Source organism: Stenotrophomonas sp. YJH_SMC_54, from assembly GCF_059368435.1.
Map to the genome: position 1 here is coordinate 194492 of NZ_JCAFRS010000007.1, position 13183 is coordinate 207674.

Here is a 13183-nt window from a genome sequence, read left to right on the forward strand (position 1 = left end):
TGTTGCAGACACCCTCATCCATGCCAGGTATCTCCATGCCCAACGCTCGTCCCGTCGCCATCCTCGGTGGCGTCCGCATTCCGTTCTGCCGCCAGAACACCGCGTATTCGGATGTCGGCAACCTCGGCATGTCGGTCCGTACGCTGGGCGCGCTGGTCGAACGGTTCGGCCTGCACGGCCAGCAGCTGGGTGAAGTGGCGATGGGTGCGGTGATCAAGCACTCCAGCGACTGGAACCTGGGCCGTGAAGCCACGCTGTCGTCCGGCCTGTCGCCGCTGACCCCGGGCATCACACTGCAGCGCGCCTGTGGCACCTCGCTGGACAGCATCATCACCGTCGCCAACAAGATCGCGCTGGGCCAGATCGAATCGGGCATCGGCGGCGGTTCGGACACCACCTCCGACGTGCCGATCGTCTACGGCAAGAAGCTGCGCGCGCGCCTGCTGGCCGCCAACCGTGCCAAGAGCACTGGCGACAAGATCCGCGCGCTCACTTCCGGCTTCAAGTTCTCCGAGCTCAAGCCCGAGTTCCCGGGCGTGGCCGAGCCGCGCACCGGCAAGAGCATGGGCGACCACTGCGAGGACATGGCCAAGGAATGGAACATCTCGCGCGACTCGCAGGACGAGTGGGCGGTGTCCTCGCACAAGAAGCTGGCCGCTGCCTATGAGCGCGGTTTCTTCAACGATCTGATCGCACCGTTCCGTGGCGTCGAGCGCGACAACATACTGCGTCCGGATACCTCGCTGGAAAAGCTGGCCACGCTGAAGCCGGCCTTCGACAAGGTCTCCGGCCGTGGCACCCTGACCGCCGCCAACTCCACGCCGTTGACCGATGGCGCCGCCGCGGTGCTGCTGGCCAGTGAAGAGTGGGCGCGTGCGCACGGCCATGAGCCGCAGGCGTACCTGCGCGATGCGCACGTCTCTGCGGTGGACTTCGTGCATGGCGAAGGCCTGCTGATGGCACCGACCGTGGCCGTGCCGGAGATGCTCAAGCGCAATGGCCTGACCCTGCAGGACTTCGACATCTACGAGATCCACGAGGCCTTCGCTGCACAGGTGCTGTGCACCCTGCGTGCGTGGGAGAGCGAGGATTACTGCCGCAACCGCCTGGGCCTGGATGCGCCGATGGGCCGTATCGACCCGGACAAGATCAACCTGCTGGGCTCGTCGCTGGCCACCGGCCATCCGTTCGCCGCCACCGGTGCACGTGTGATTGCTACCGCAGCCAAGCAGCTGGCCGAACGCGGCGGTGGCCGCGCGCTGGTGTCGATCTGCACCGCCGGCGGCATGGGCGTGGTGGCGATCGTCGAACGCTGAGCATCACGGTAGTGCCGGCCGCTGGCCGGCAGCGCTGGTACGAAAACGCCGCCCAATGGGCGGCGTTTTTTTTGTTGCTCCGGTGGGTGCCGACCGTTGGTCGGCACGCCTCACGGCAACCGCGGGTTGCCGAACTCGTCGCGCTCTTCATTGGCGTCATACACCGGCGGCTGCACCGCGATCGGCTGCTCTTCCACCGTGGCACGTAGCGGCGCCTCGCTGCCGCGCACCAGCGCCACGCTGTCCTCGCCGCGCTGCAGTCGCAGCGCATTGGCCAGGCACTGCGCGGCCAGCGCGTGCTCGCCACGCTGCGCGAACAGTTCGCCCAGCGCTTCCCACGCCGGGGCACCGGCGTCGGCGGCGATGGCCTCGTGCAGGAACGTATCGGCGGCATCCCACTGCTGCTGGGCCAGGGCCACGCGGCCCTGCGCCAGATGCAGTGCGGCCGAGCCATCATGCACATTGCGCCAGCGCGCCAGGTTGGCCTGGCGGGTGGCCAGGCGCTCGGCCGGCAGGCGGCCGTACAGCGCCACCAGTTCGTCGTCCCAGCGCTGGTCCAGCGCCTGTTCCAGCGCCAGCAGCGCCGGCTCATCCCAGTTCAGGGCCACCGCGCGGCTGGCATAGGCGCCCACCACGTCCGGGGTCGGCCGCAGCGCCTTCGGCGTGGCTTCCCACTGTGCGGCCAATGCGTTGACGTCGGCCGCTTCCAGCAGCGCCTGTGCGGCCAGGCGGGCTTCCAGTTCGCTGTTTGATTCGGCCGGCAGTACCTTGCTCTGGCGCAGCGCACCCAGCTGGCCATAGGCCTCGTGTGCGCGGCCGGCACGCGCCAGCGCTTCGGTACGCAGCCACAGGCCGCGCGGCGGCAGCGGCTGGATCGCCGCCACGTCCAATGCATTGATCGCATCCACCGGCAGATCGCGCGCCAGCAGCTGTTCGGCGCGCAGCAGTGCCTGCAGGGTGGCATCGCTCTCGCCAAGACGCTGCAGCAGCGCTTCACCGGCGGGGCCGTCGGCACGTGCCTGTGCGCTGCGCACGGCATTGGCCAGCGCCACCGCGCTCACTTCCGGGTCCTTGGCAGCGCCATCCAGCAGCTTCTCGGCACGCTGCCACTGGCCGTGCTCGTAGGCCTGCAGGCCGTCGATCAGGCGCACCCGGCCCTGCTTGCGGCGGTAGCGGCCCCAGGCGCGGAACGGTGCGGCAATCAGGCTCCACAGCAGCCACAGCACCAGCACTGCGATCACCGACAGCAGCGCCACCTTCGGCAGGTTGCTGTGGTAGTCGTAACCGCCGTAGCGCAGGGTCACTTCACCGAAACGGTTGAGGTCATCGGCGCCGAGCCATTGCGCGGCCACCACGCCGATGGCCACCGCCAGCAACAGCACAACCAGGGATTGCAGGGGTTTCATGCGGGATTACCTCCGGTCGGTCTGGGTGCGCAGTTGCTGCAGGGTGCTGCCAAGCACGGTGTTGCTGGCCTGCAGCGGAAGCTCGCGCAAGGCCTTCAGTTCAGCACGTTGCGCGCGCAGGGCCGGTGAATCCGGCCAGCGCCGCTGTGCCCAGTGCTCCACGCGTTCCAGTGCGGTATCGCGGCCCGTGCGGTCGCCGCGTTCGATCGCGGCGCGCGCCAGGGTCAGTTCCAGCTGCAGGGCGTCGTCGGCATTGCGACGTTCGGCGGCGGTCAGCGGGCCATTCTGGCGGCTCGGGGTGATGTCCACGAACGGGGCCAGCGTCGATTGCCACCACGGTTTTGCGGTGTCGGTCGCAGCGTTGCCGGTCACCTGCGACGGCAGCCCCTGCAGTGCCCTGGCCAGGGCATCCAGCCGCTGCAGCGACTGCACGCGCGGGCCGGCGCCCAGCGCATCCAGTGCATCGCGCTCCTGCACCAATGCCTGGCGCAGGTTCAGGCCATCGCTGTCGGGCAGATCGGCCAGCGCGGTGGCGGCCTGTGCATACAGGCGGCGCGCGCCTTCCACGTCGTCGGCATAATTCAGCCGCTGCGCCGCCTGGGTCAGCAGCAGTTCGGCCTCATCGCGCTGTACCGCCTGGCGGCCCTGGTTGGCGCTGTCGGCCAGCTTGGCCAGGTTCTCTTCCAGCAGCGCACTGCGCTGCGAAAGGCCCAGCATCTCGTCGCGCAGCACGCGGTTGGTGGTCGCCGCATCCTGCAGGCGCTGGCTGGTCGCGCGCTGGTCGCGGCGCAGTGCATCCAGCGTCGCCTCCAGGCCCTGCAGCTGCACGGCCATGGTCTGTGCCTGCGCTTCCTGTTCGTGCTGTTGCTGCTGCCAGACGTACCAGCCGGCATAGCCGCCCACGCCAAGCACGACCACCCCGGCCAGCGGCAGCAGCCAGCGCACGGGGCGACGGGGCGGGGAAACGGGCGGAGTCTCGTTCATGGGGCTTCCTTGTCGGCAACGTCGCCGGTCAGGATCCGGCAGGCCGCGTTGTGCACAGCATCACTGTTGCCGACCACAGCGGCAAGCGTGACCCACGTCCCTGTTCAGGTCGCTGCCGGGACGGTGAGCGTGGCGTGTGCAGCGGCCACCAGCTGTGCCGTGGTGGGCCCGGCCGCGCGCACCACGCGCTGCAGCCCCAGTGCATGCGCCTGATCGCCCAGCCGTTCGCTGGCCACGACGACGGTGGCCTGGGTCTGCAGGCGTTGCTGCAATGCCGGCGGAAGCTGCTGCCAGAAATGCAGCAACGCCTCACCACTGCTCACCGCCAGCACCCACGGCTGCGCTGAATGCGCCAATCGAACCAGCGTGCGGGGCGACAGGCGCAGCAGGCGGCGCTGGTAGACATCGGCACGTTCGATCGTGGCGCCTGCGGCCTGCAGGTGTGCAGCAATCAGCCCGCGTCCGCCGGGGGCGGTGACCAGTCCGATGCGCAGGCCCCGCGCCTCGGCCAGCACCGGCAGCGCCAGCAGGCCCTCGCTGTCCATCCGCTGCGGTGCATGCACCTCGCCGACGCCCTGCGCCCGCAGTGCGCGCGCGGTGCCTTCGCCCACGGTCAGCCACGGGCTGCGTTGCGCCTCGGCCAGTGGCAGCAGGGACGCGGCTGCGGCAACGGCGGCCGGGCTGGTGAACACCACCCGATCGCAGTTCAGCGCGCGTTGCAGCTGGCGCACCACTGGCGTGCCCTTCAGGCGCTGCAGGCGCCACGGCGAAAGGGCCAGCACATGCCCGCCCAGCCCAGCAACGGCGCGGCGCAGCGCCACATGCTGGCCCTGCGGGCGCAGTGAAACCAGGGTCCAGCCCGCGTCGGAACCGGCGGCGCCAGTGGGTATCGTATGGTCGGCCATTGCCTGCATTATGCGGGCCCTTCGTTGTCGTGGTCTCTGCTCCGATGTCCGTTGATGCTCTGACTTCCTCGCTGGCCGCCCTGCAGGACGTGCTGGACTGCATGCCGGCGGTCCGCGCCATGCAGATCCAGCTCGACGGCTATGCCGATGGCGTGCTGCGCATCACCGCGCCGCTGGCCGCCAACGTCAACGACAAGGGCAACGCCTTCGGTGGCAGCCTGGCCTCGGTGCTGACCCTGTCCGGATGGGCGCTGGTCAGCCTGCGCCTGCGCCTGGCCGGCCACGATGCCGAGGTCTACGTGGCCGACAGCAACCTCCGCTACCTGGCCCCGGTCTACGAAGACCTGCACGCCCACGCCGAAGCGGCCGAGGCCACTGGCTGGGATGCCTTCCTGAACACCTTCCGCCAGCGCCGCAAGGCCCGCATCAGCATCATCGCCACCCAGCCCGGTGCCGATGGCAAGCCCGCCGCCGAGTTCAGCGGTCGCTTCGTTGCCTTCGCCAAAGGGTAGGATGGCAGGCTGACGTTCTGGGGAAACCACCGATGCGCCGCCTCATCCAGTTCCTGATGTGTTCCCTGCTGCTGGTCAGCGCCGTGGCTTCGGCCGACGACCTGAGCCGCAAGCAGCGCAAGCTGCTGGAAGAGACCCAGATCGCCTACGGCGCGACCATCCGCTGGGGCAGCATGGACGATGCCATCGGCTATCTGGACCCCAAGCTGCGCAAGGAAAAGCCGCCCACCGAGTTCGAGCTCAACCGCTACGCGCAGCTGCGCGTGTCGTCTTACCGCGAGCGCAGCAGCGCGGCGCTGGAAGGCGGCCTGGTCGAGCGCCGGGTCGAAATCGGGGTGATCAACCAGAACACGCAGGCCGAACGCACCGTGATGGTGGTCGAGCGCTGGCGCTGGGATCCGGAGGCCAAGCGCTGGTGGCAGACCGCCGGCCTGCCGGACCTGTGGAAGGGGCAGTGACGGGCCGCGTCCGGCTTGTGCGACAATCGGCGCCCGCTTAATCGACCCGTGACCTGAGTGAATTACGAAGAGTTGCTGGCCTTTGCAGGCCGAAACCCGATGCTGTCCGCGGCCCTGGTCGGCCTGACCGTGGCCATCATCGTCACCGAGATCCGCCGCCTGTTCCGGGGCTTCAAGGGCATCAAGCCCGCCGAACTGACCCAGCTGATGAACGCGGGCGGCACGGTGGTGGTCGACCTGTCGGCCAGCGGTGACTTCGAGAAGGGCCACATTGCCGGCAGCCGCAACGCCCAGGCCAGTGCCTTCGGCCCGGACCACAAGCTGGTGGCCAACGCCAAGCAGTCGCCGGTGGTGCTGGTGTGCCGCAGCGGCAACGCCTCGGAAACCGCCGCCAAGGCGCTGAAGAAGGCCGGCTTCGAGAAGGTCTACGTGCTCGACGGCGGCATTCCCGCCTGGCAGCAGGCCGAGCTGCCGCTGGTCAAGGGCCGCAACTGATTGCCGCAGGTGGCGGATCCGGCCTTGTATGGGCCTGATCCCGCCCCCATCGCAGTAATTCGACCATCGTTTTCATTGCATTCATTGGAGTTACTGGAAATGTCCGAAGAGATCACCAACGGCGCTGCTGCGCCGGTCGATGCCGCCACCGGCCCCGCTTTCACCGTCGAGAAGATCTACGTCAAGGACGTCTCCTTCGAGTCGCCGAACGCCCCGACCATCTTCAATGACCAGGTGCAGCCGGAGCTGCAGCTGAACCTGAACCAGCAGGTGCAGCGCCTGGGTGAGAACGCCTTCGAAGTCGTGCTGGCCGTGACCCTGACCTGCCAGGCCGGTGAGCGCACCGCCTACGTGGCCGAAGTGAAGCAGGCCGGCGTGTTCGGCCTGGTCGGCCTGGACCCGCAGTCGATCGACGTGCTGCTCGGCACCCAGTGCCCGAACATCCTGTTCCCGTACGTGCGCCAGCTGATCAGCGACCTGATCCAGGCCGGCGGCTTCCCGCCCTTCTTCCTGCAGCCGATCAACTTCGAAGGCCTGTACGCAGAAACCCTGCGCCAGCGCCAGGAGCAGGGCGACGCACCGTCGCTGGCTGACTCCGAGCCGGCTGGCAACGCCTGATTCCTGCCGCGACGTCACGGATGAGCACTACCGCTGACAAGATCGCCGTGCTTGGCGCCGGTTCCTGGGGAACCGCGCTGGCCAGCCTGCTCGCACGGCACGGTCACCCGACCGTGCTGTGGGGGCGCGATGCTGCCGTGGTCGAAGCCATCGACCAGCGCCACGAGAACCCGCGTTACCTGCCGGGCATCCCGCTGCCGGACAGCCTGCGTGCCACCACCGATCTGGCGTCGGCGGTGGAGGGCGCGGCCTGGATCCTGGTGGTGACCCCCTCGCATGCCTTCGGCGAAACCGTGCGTGCGCTGGCGCCGCTGCGTCCTGCCGGTGCCGGCGTGGCCTGGGCCACCAAGGGCTTCGAACCCGGTTCGGGCCGCTTCCTGCATGAAGTGGCGCGCGAAGTGCTGGGTGAGGACGTGCCGCTGGCCGTTGTCACCGGGCCGTCGTTCGCCAAGGAAGTGACCCAGGGCCTGCCGACCGCGATCACCGTGCACGGCGACGTGCCCGAGTTCGCTCAGACGGTGGCCGAGGCGATGCATGGCCCGGCGTTCCGCGCCTACACCGGCGACGACATGGTCGGTGCCGAGCTGGGCGGTGCGATGAAGAACGTGCTGGCCGTGGCCACCGGCGTGGCCGATGGCATGCAGCTGGGCCTCAACGCCCGTGCCGGCCTGATCACCCGTGGCCTCAACGAGATGCTGCGCCTGGCCGCTGCCATCGGTGCCAAGCCGGAAACGCTGATGGGCCTGGCGGGCCTGGGCGATCTGGTGCTGACCTGTACCGGCGACCTGTCGCGCAACCGCCGCCTGGGCCTGGCCCTGGGCCGTGGCCAGACGCTGCAGGATGCCGTGCGCGAAATCGGCCAGGTGGTCGAATCGGTGCAGACCGCCGACGAAGTGATGCGACAGGCGCGCCGCCATGGCATCGACCTGCCGATCTCCGACCGCGTGCGTGCCGTGCTGCATGGCGAGCAGACGCCGGAAGAAGGCCTGCGCGCATTGCTGGCGCGGGAACAGAAACCGGAATACCCGGACACGCTGTTCAAGTGAATCGAAAAACCCCGGCTACGTGCCGGGGTTTTTTCATCAGGGAGTACACGCGGGTGCCGGACGGGAGACAGGCTTTGGTGGGTGCCAAGCTTGCTTGGCATCACGCGCGCTGCATATCCACGCATGGCGTGGATCTACTGCAACGCCGATCACCGCGCCCGCGGCGGCGCGCTGGTGTTGTCCATGTCCGAAAAGATCAGCCACGGCCCATCCCCCACGCGCTTCAACGTGAGCGTGAACTTGCCGGTATCGCCCACGTTGTTGCCGTAGCTGTACGCACCAATGATGTAGCCCGTATTCCCCTCCACCGCATACGCCAAGGCACGCAGCCGCAACGGACTGCTGCCCTGGCCGGCATACGCGGCCTCGATCGCACTGCGGCCGCGCACCGGCGGCTGGTTGCTCTGCAGCACAAAGCCATCCTCGGCGAACAGCGCACCCAATGCCTTGGCATCACCCGTGCGCCACGCCTGCTCGTAGTCGCGCAGTACACGGTCCAGCGGTGCGGGCAGCGCGATATCGGGAAGCGGCTGTGCGGGCTTCGCGCCTTCGGCATCGTGGGCAATTGCCGGCGATGCCATCAGCAGGGCACTGCAGAAGATCATGGCGAGTCGTGTGCGGCGCATGCGTCCAGGCCCTGGCGATGATGGGAAGGCTTCAGACGCATCCTAGCGCGCCGCTGGTTAGAATCACGCGGCCGCCGATTTGGTGGATGCAGCGCAGATCAGACAAGGACACGGAATGAAGATGCGAATCACAGGGATGGCGATGATGGCCGCGCTGCTGGCAGCCTGCGGACAGGCACCGGAAAAGACTGGCGAGACTGCACCTGCTGTGGCGCCAGCGCCGACCACCGAAGCACCGGCCGCCGTAGCGACGGTGGTCGAGAAGGAACCGTCCGCCGAAGACGGTGTGGACCCCTCGGTGTGGGACAACGAAGGCGAACCGGAAGACCCGAGCGCCGGCGGGGAACTCACCTGCGCGGACAACCCGCTGGCGACGCATTTCTTCACCCTGGTGGGCGGCAATACCGTGGACGACTGCGGCCGCAAGGATCCGAAGGTGCTGGCCGCGTTCAACGCCCTGATGAAGAACACGGCCGCAGCCGAATCCGCTGACAAGGAGATTCCATCGCTGCGCGAACGCCTGTTGAGCGGGCCCAGCGGTCCTGGCGAACTGGTAGTGCTGCAGGGTGAGCCGTGGTGGTTCTATACCGCCTGCCAGGCCCACGACTGCCCCGGCACCGCGTTGGCGATGCTGTATTCGCCCGATCAGTCGAAGATAGTTGGCCGTCTTACCGCGCGCTGCCGTGTATGGTGGCTGGGCGAGCCGACGGCGGAACAACGTGCGCAGATCGAACAGCGCCAGCCACTGCAGGATGCCGCGTTGAAGGAAGACAGCGCACTCTGCGAGTGATGTGGCGCGCGCCGCAGCGCCGGGCCGTGCCCGGCGTTGCAGTGAGCGTTGTTCCCCGTATCACCCTTCCGGCCGCATGCGTGCGCTGACCTGTGCTGTCAGCGACAGACTGACCATCATCAGGCCCTCCATCACCCGGTCGCCCACGTACTCCTCGTCGGGTCCGTTCTGGCGCACGCGCTCGGCAGCCAGCAGCATTTCCAGCGCCACTCGCAGGCCGGTCAATGCGCAATCCGCGTCGGCCAAGGCCATGCGGCGGCCGGGCATCTGATGACGTTCCGGCCAGGGCTGGCCGTCGGCGGCGGCGCCCTTGCCGATGCGGTCGAGCGTGGCGATGAAACCGTGCGGATCGTGCGGGTGCAGTGCTTCCGAGGGTGCGTCCGCGTTGGCGGGCACGTACTGCGCGCGCAGGCGGGAGGATTCGGGTGTGCTCATGGCAAGGGCTCCGTGCAGGACAGACGGTAACCGCCACATAGAGGTGGCGGGCGGAGACGTGGCTCGAAAACCGGGAGATCACGAACAAGACCGGCAGGCGCAAGGCCTCCACGCTCCGCCCGCCATAGCCGGCAGACGGAATGCCAGCCGGCGCCACGCGGGGTGACGCCGGCTGGCAAGCGCAAACAACGTTCGTGATCTAACGGGTTTTCGAGGCCCGGCCACCCATTTTCCGGCGGCCCACCATCTGTACCGCCGTCGCTGCGCAACGCCAATCAGAAGAGTTGCATTCAACGCTGGATCAAAGACGCTTTTGGCATTTTTGCATGCTGTTAAGCCGTCGCAGACGCAGGCGCCGCAACGTCCGTAGCGGCATGGGGAATATGCGACATGGGTCGAAGTTGATGACGTGGCGTACGGGCACTCCACCAGGCCGATGACGACAGTGCGGGGCGAAGAACGTAAATCGACTTCGGCGCACTCCGGTGTGTCAGTGCTCTTCGCGTCTCTCGTACCAGGCTTGAGTACGGTTCACGATCCGCACCACAGACAACATGACCGGCACCTCGATCAGTACACCCACCACCGTCGCCAGCGCAGCCCCCGAATGCACGCCGAACAGTCCCACCGCGGTGGCTACCGCCAGTTCGAAGAAATTGCTGGCACCAATCAACGCCGAAGGGCCGGCCACGCAATGCGCCACGCCCAGGCGACGATTGAGCAGGTAGGCCAGGCCGGAAGTGAAATAGACCTGGATCAGGATCGGCACCGCAATCAGTGCGATCACCAGCGGCTGCTCCACGATCTGTCGGCCCTGGAAGCCGAACAGCAGGACCAGTGTGAGCAGCAGCGCGCACAGCGAGACGGGCGCCAGCTTGCGAAGCACCCGCTGCAACGCCGCCTCGCCACGATGCAACAGGATCCAGTGCCGCAGCAACGCCGCCACCAGCACCGGCACCACGATGTAGAGGCCCACCGACAGCAGCAGCGTATCCCAGGGCACGGTGATCGCCGACAGGCCCAGCAGCAGTGCAACCACCGGCGCGTAGGCAACCACCATGATCGCGTCGTTCAACGCCACCTGGCTCAGGGTGAAGTTGGCATCGCCACGGCACAGGTTGCTCCACACGAACACCATGGCGGTGCAGGGCGCGGCCGCCAGCAGGATCAGCCCGGCGATGTAGCTGTCGATCTGTGCTGCGGGCAACCAGTCGCCGAAGGCGTGGCGCAGGAACAGCCAGCCCAGCAGTGCCATCGAGAATGGCTTCACCGCCCAGTTGATGAACAGCGTTACGCCGATGCCCTTCCAGTGCTGCTGCAACTGGCGCATCGCAGTGAAGTCGACCTTCAGCAGCATCGGGATGATCATCAGCCAGATCAGCAGTGCAACCGGCAGGTTGACCTTGGCCACTTCGGCGGAGGCCAGCACCGCGAAGGCATCGGGCAGGACATGGCCCAGCAGCGTGCCCATCGCAATGCACAGCACAACCCACAGCGTCAGGTGTCGCTCGAACAGGCTCATGGCAGTGGCACCGTCACTGCGCGCCGTCGGTCGGCAGCAGCCGGCCGATCCGGTCCAGCGCGTGCTGCAGCGCCGTGCGGTCGGACCACAACGATTCGGGCAGCGCGAGCAATGCACGCAGTCGCAGCTTCACGATGGCATGGGCCTGCGCGAATGCTGCGGCCTTGTCGGCATCGCTACCCGCGACGGCCGCCGGATCGGGCAGACCCCAGTGGCTGCGGATGAAGTCACCGAACACCACTGGGCAAGCTTCGGCGGCCGCCGAATCGCATACGGTGATGACCAGGTCCATCGGGGCCGCGTCCACGAACTCATCCCACGATTTGCTGTGCAGCCCATCGATCGGCATGCCTTCGGCCTGCAGTTGCACCAGCGCGAACGGATTGACCTGGCCGGTAGGCTGGCTGCCGGCACTGAACGCGGTGAAGCGATCACTGTCCCAGGCACGCAAAGTGGCTTCGGCAAGCACGCTGCGGGCGCTGTTGCCGGTGCAGAGGAACAGGATATTGCGCTTCATGTGGCTTCCATGATCAGTGAGAGGTTTGGACATGCAAAGCGCGCTGGCCGGGCAGAGACGAGTGAACTCGGCAGAGCTGCGGATCGCCTCCGCTATCTGCGCGCGATCACATCCGGCATAGCCGTGCCGCGCGAACCACATGCCTGCCGATGTTGTCAGCAGCACCAGTTCCCTGACCTGCATACGGCGGGCCATCTCTTCGGCCGTTGCCAGCAATGCGCGTCCAAGGCCGGTGCCGCGTCGGTCATCAGACACCACCAGGGAGCGGAGCAGCGCCGAGGCGCCGAAAACCTGCAATCCAACGGCGCCCACGGGGACGTCGTCGAGGTCCGCGACGAAAAACACGACCTTGCTGCTTTCCAGATCGGCCACGGGTAACTGCGCCTGCTGCAGAAGGTCCCGGATGGAGGACAGGTCGTCGCGTGTGCCGGCACGAATCACGGGGTCTGGCTTCATCTCAGCACCTGCATGCCGGTTCGCTCACCGCGCACCGCTCGTCCGGCGAGCCCGCGCAGCAGTTGTGCGTCAGGTACTCGATCAAGCCCTTCATGGCATCGAAGTTGGCCCGATAGCAGACATGGCGGCCCTGGCTTTCGCTCTCGACCAGCCCGGCCTGCACCAGCTCCTTCAGGTGGAAGCTGAGCGTGGCTGGTGGCACCTGCAGGGCCGTGGCGATGTCGCCCGCCATGCGCCCTGCCGGGCCAGCCTCCACCAGCAGGCGGAAGGCAGCCAGGCGGGTGGCATGACCGAGCGCGGTGAGGGCGGTGATTGCATTTAACGTTTCCATATTTCTAGAATAATCGAATGAATAAGCCAATCACAAGCCCTGACCTGCCCAATCTGGTGGAATCGTCATTGCCCCAGCCCAATCATCACCAGCTCGCCGCGGCAGATCTGGGGCCACCACGCATCCTCCTGCTCTACGGCTCGCTTCGGCCGCAGTCGTTCAGCCGCAAGCTGGCACTGGAAGCCGAGCGATTGCTGCGCCACCTGGGGTGCGAAACCCGCGTGTTCGATCCGCATGCGCTGCCCATGCTGGACAGCGTGGACATGAGCCACCCCGAAGTGCAGCGCTTGCGTGCTTGGTCGCAGTGGTCGGAAGGCCAGGTCTGGGTCAGCCCCGAGCGGCATGGCACGGTCACCGGCGTGTTCAAGAACCAGATCGACTGGTTGCCGCTGGAAGATGGCAGCGTGCGGCCCACGCAGGGCAGGACGCTGGCGCTGCTGCAGGTGAGTGGCGGCTCGCAGTCGTTCAATACGGTCAACACGTTGCGCGTGCTCGGCCGTTGGATGCGCATGCTGACCATCCCCAACCAGTCGTCAGTGGCCAAGGCCTGGCAGGAATTCGATGACGATGGGCGCATGAAGCCCTCGCCGTACTACGACCGCGTGGTGGATGTGATGGAGGAGCTTGTGAAGTTCACGCTGCTGACGCGAGGGCGGTCGGACTACCTGGTGGACCGATACAGCGAGAGGAAGGGCGACACGCATGCCGCGGTATTGGCGCGGGCTGGAGGGGCTACGGCTTCCTGATGCTCATGGGTGCCTACCGG

The 13183-nt window shown here is 67.3% G+C and carries 16 protein-coding genes and 1 pseudogene; 8 read left to right on the plus strand and 9 right to left on the minus strand.

The window, feature by feature from the left end; all coding sequences use genetic code 11:
• Positions 1-20 precede the first annotated feature (20 nt).
• On the plus strand, positions 21-1316 hold the full coding sequence (locus AC5P5S_RS10680) for an acetyl-CoA C-acetyltransferase (RefSeq protein ID WP_012478738.1): 1296 nt from the start codon (positions 21-23) through the stop codon (positions 1314-1316).
• A 110-nt stretch (positions 1317-1426) separates the two neighbouring features.
• Here AC5P5S_RS10680 and AC5P5S_RS10685 read toward each other — a convergent pair whose 3' ends face one another.
• The 3 genes from AC5P5S_RS10685 to AC5P5S_RS10695 all read right to left on the minus strand — a co-directional run bounded on the left by AC5P5S_RS10685 (position 1427) and on the right by AC5P5S_RS10695 (position 4620).
• Positions 1427-2722, minus strand: coding sequence for a heme biosynthesis HemY N-terminal domain-containing protein (locus AC5P5S_RS10685; RefSeq protein ID WP_231336680.1), 1296 nt, complete (start codon positions 2720-2722; stop codon positions 1427-1429).
• Positions 2723-2728: 6 nt separating this feature from the next.
• Complete coding sequence (locus AC5P5S_RS10690) at positions 2729-3706, minus strand: uroporphyrinogen-III C-methyltransferase (RefSeq protein ID WP_012478740.1); 978 nt, start codon at positions 3704-3706, stop codon at positions 2729-2731.
• Between the two features lie 104 nt (positions 3707-3810).
• On the minus strand, positions 3811-4620 hold the full coding sequence (locus AC5P5S_RS10695) for a uroporphyrinogen-III synthase (RefSeq protein WP_099523402.1): 810 nt from the start codon (positions 4618-4620) through the stop codon (positions 3811-3813).
• Between the two features lie 35 nt (positions 4621-4655).
• On the opposite strand from AC5P5S_RS10695, the gene AC5P5S_RS10700 reads away from it, so the two are divergent.
• From AC5P5S_RS10700 to AC5P5S_RS10720, 5 genes are all read left to right on the plus strand, one after another.
• Complete coding sequence (locus tag AC5P5S_RS10700) at positions 4656-5123, plus strand: YiiD C-terminal domain-containing protein (RefSeq protein ID WP_005407593.1); 468 nt, start codon at positions 4656-4658, stop codon at positions 5121-5123.
• A gap of 32 nt (positions 5124-5155) precedes the next feature.
• Complete coding sequence (locus tag AC5P5S_RS10705) at positions 5156-5581, plus strand: hypothetical protein (RefSeq protein ID WP_005407594.1); 426 nt, start codon at positions 5156-5158, stop codon at positions 5579-5581.
• A 57-nt stretch (positions 5582-5638) separates the two neighbouring features.
• Positions 5639-6076: a rhodanese-like domain-containing protein gene (locus AC5P5S_RS10710; protein ID WP_005411869.1), complete on the plus strand. Its 438-nt coding sequence runs from the start codon at positions 5639-5641 to the stop codon at positions 6074-6076.
• A 99-nt stretch (positions 6077-6175) separates the two neighbouring features.
• Positions 6176-6694 (plus strand): protein-export chaperone SecB, encoded by a 519-nt coding sequence (gene secB / locus AC5P5S_RS10715; protein WP_005407596.1) that lies wholly within the window; start codon positions 6176-6178, stop codon positions 6692-6694.
• Positions 6695-6714: 20 nt separating this feature from the next.
• Positions 6715-7740: an NAD(P)H-dependent glycerol-3-phosphate dehydrogenase gene (locus AC5P5S_RS10720; protein ID WP_005407597.1), complete on the plus strand. Its 1026-nt coding sequence runs from the start codon at positions 6715-6717 to the stop codon at positions 7738-7740.
• A 149-nt stretch (positions 7741-7889) separates the two neighbouring features.
• Here AC5P5S_RS10720 and AC5P5S_RS10725 read toward each other — a convergent pair whose 3' ends face one another.
• Positions 7890-8345 (minus strand): YybH family protein, encoded by a 456-nt coding sequence (locus AC5P5S_RS10725; RefSeq protein WP_043034939.1) that lies wholly within the window; start codon positions 8343-8345, stop codon positions 7890-7892.
• Positions 8346-8481: 136 nt separating this feature from the next.
• Here AC5P5S_RS10725 and AC5P5S_RS10730 point away from each other — a divergent pair, with 136 nt between their 5' ends.
• Positions 8482-9156: an Ivy family c-type lysozyme inhibitor gene (locus AC5P5S_RS10730; RefSeq protein ID WP_062606380.1), complete on the plus strand. Its 675-nt coding sequence runs from the start codon at positions 8482-8484 to the stop codon at positions 9154-9156.
• Between the two features lie 60 nt (positions 9157-9216).
• On the opposite strand, the gene AC5P5S_RS10735 is transcribed toward AC5P5S_RS10730, so the two are convergent.
• The 5 genes and pseudogenes from AC5P5S_RS10735 to AC5P5S_RS10755 form a co-directional block, all read right to left on the minus strand.
• A complete protein-coding gene (locus AC5P5S_RS10735; RefSeq protein ID WP_081113750.1) occupies positions 9217-9591 on the minus strand; it encodes a hypothetical protein in 375 nt (124 codons plus the stop codon).
• 490 nt (positions 9592-10081) lie between these two features.
• Positions 10082-11113 (minus strand): ACR3 family arsenite efflux transporter, encoded by a 1032-nt coding sequence (gene arsB / locus AC5P5S_RS10740; protein ID WP_062606378.1) that lies wholly within the window; start codon positions 11111-11113, stop codon positions 10082-10084.
• Positions 11114-11126: 13 nt separating this feature from the next.
• Positions 11127-11630 (minus strand): arsenate reductase ArsC, encoded by a 504-nt coding sequence (locus AC5P5S_RS10745; protein WP_062606407.1) that lies wholly within the window; start codon positions 11628-11630, stop codon positions 11127-11129.
• A 36-nt stretch (positions 11631-11666) separates the two neighbouring features.
• Positions 11667-12086 (minus strand): annotated as a pseudogene (gene arsN2 / locus AC5P5S_RS10750) (arsenic resistance N-acetyltransferase ArsN2); the annotation flags it as partial.
• 1 nt (position 12087) lies between these two features.
• The gene (locus AC5P5S_RS10755; protein ID WP_062606375.1) at positions 12088-12417 is read right to left on the minus strand and encodes an ArsR/SmtB family transcription factor; all 330 of its coding nucleotides are present in this window, start codon (positions 12415-12417) and stop codon (positions 12088-12090) included.
• Between the two features lie 17 nt (positions 12418-12434).
• Here AC5P5S_RS10755 and arsH point away from each other — a divergent pair, with 17 nt between their 5' ends.
• The gene (gene arsH, locus AC5P5S_RS10760; protein WP_062606373.1) at positions 12435-13163 is read left to right on the plus strand and encodes an arsenical resistance protein ArsH; all 729 of its coding nucleotides are present in this window, start codon (positions 12435-12437) and stop codon (positions 13161-13163) included.
• Positions 13164-13183: the final 20 nt, after the last annotated feature.

Excerpts from the sequence above, each read along its gene's own strand:
- AC5P5S_RS10735 (WP_081113750.1), bottom strand. The coding sequence starts at position 9,591 with ATGAGCACACCCGAATCCTCCCGCCTGCGCGCGCAGTACGTGCCCGCC.
- AC5P5S_RS10700 (WP_005407593.1), top strand. The coding sequence starts at position 4,656 with ATGTCCGTTGATGCTCTGACTTCCTCGCTGGCCGCCCTGCAGGACGTG.
- AC5P5S_RS10755 (WP_062606375.1), bottom strand. The coding sequence starts at position 12,417 with ATGGAAACGTTAAATGCAATCACCGCCCTCACCGCGCTCGGTCATGCC.
- arsB (WP_062606378.1), bottom strand. The coding sequence starts at position 11,113 with ATGAGCCTGTTCGAGCGACACCTGACGCTGTGGGTTGTGCTGTGCATT.
- AC5P5S_RS10705 (WP_005407594.1), top strand. The coding sequence starts at position 5,156 with ATGCGCCGCCTCATCCAGTTCCTGATGTGTTCCCTGCTGCTGGTCAGC.
- arsH (WP_062606373.1), top strand. The coding sequence starts at position 12,435 with ATGAATAAGCCAATCACAAGCCCTGACCTGCCCAATCTGGTGGAATCG.
- AC5P5S_RS10730 (WP_062606380.1), top strand. The coding sequence starts at position 8,482 with ATGAAGATGCGAATCACAGGGATGGCGATGATGGCCGCGCTGCTGGCA.
- AC5P5S_RS10720 (WP_005407597.1), top strand. The coding sequence starts at position 6,715 with ATGAGCACTACCGCTGACAAGATCGCCGTGCTTGGCGCCGGTTCCTGG.
- secB (WP_005407596.1), top strand. The coding sequence starts at position 6,176 with ATGTCCGAAGAGATCACCAACGGCGCTGCTGCGCCGGTCGATGCCGCC.
- AC5P5S_RS10725 (WP_043034939.1), bottom strand. The coding sequence starts at position 8,345 with ATGATCTTCTGCAGTGCCCTGCTGATGGCATCGCCGGCAATTGCCCAC.
- AC5P5S_RS10695 (WP_099523402.1), bottom strand. The coding sequence starts at position 4,620 with ATGCAGGCAATGGCCGACCATACGATACCCACTGGCGCCGCCGGTTCC.
- AC5P5S_RS10745 (WP_062606407.1), bottom strand. The coding sequence starts at position 11,630 with ATGAAGCGCAATATCCTGTTCCTCTGCACCGGCAACAGCGCCCGCAGC.
- AC5P5S_RS10680 (WP_012478738.1), top strand. The coding sequence starts at position 21 with ATGCCAGGTATCTCCATGCCCAACGCTCGTCCCGTCGCCATCCTCGGT.
- AC5P5S_RS10690 (WP_012478740.1), bottom strand. The coding sequence starts at position 3,706 with ATGAACGAGACTCCGCCCGTTTCCCCGCCCCGTCGCCCCGTGCGCTGG.
- AC5P5S_RS10685 (WP_231336680.1), bottom strand. The coding sequence starts at position 2,722 with ATGAAACCCCTGCAATCCCTGGTTGTGCTGTTGCTGGCGGTGGCCATC.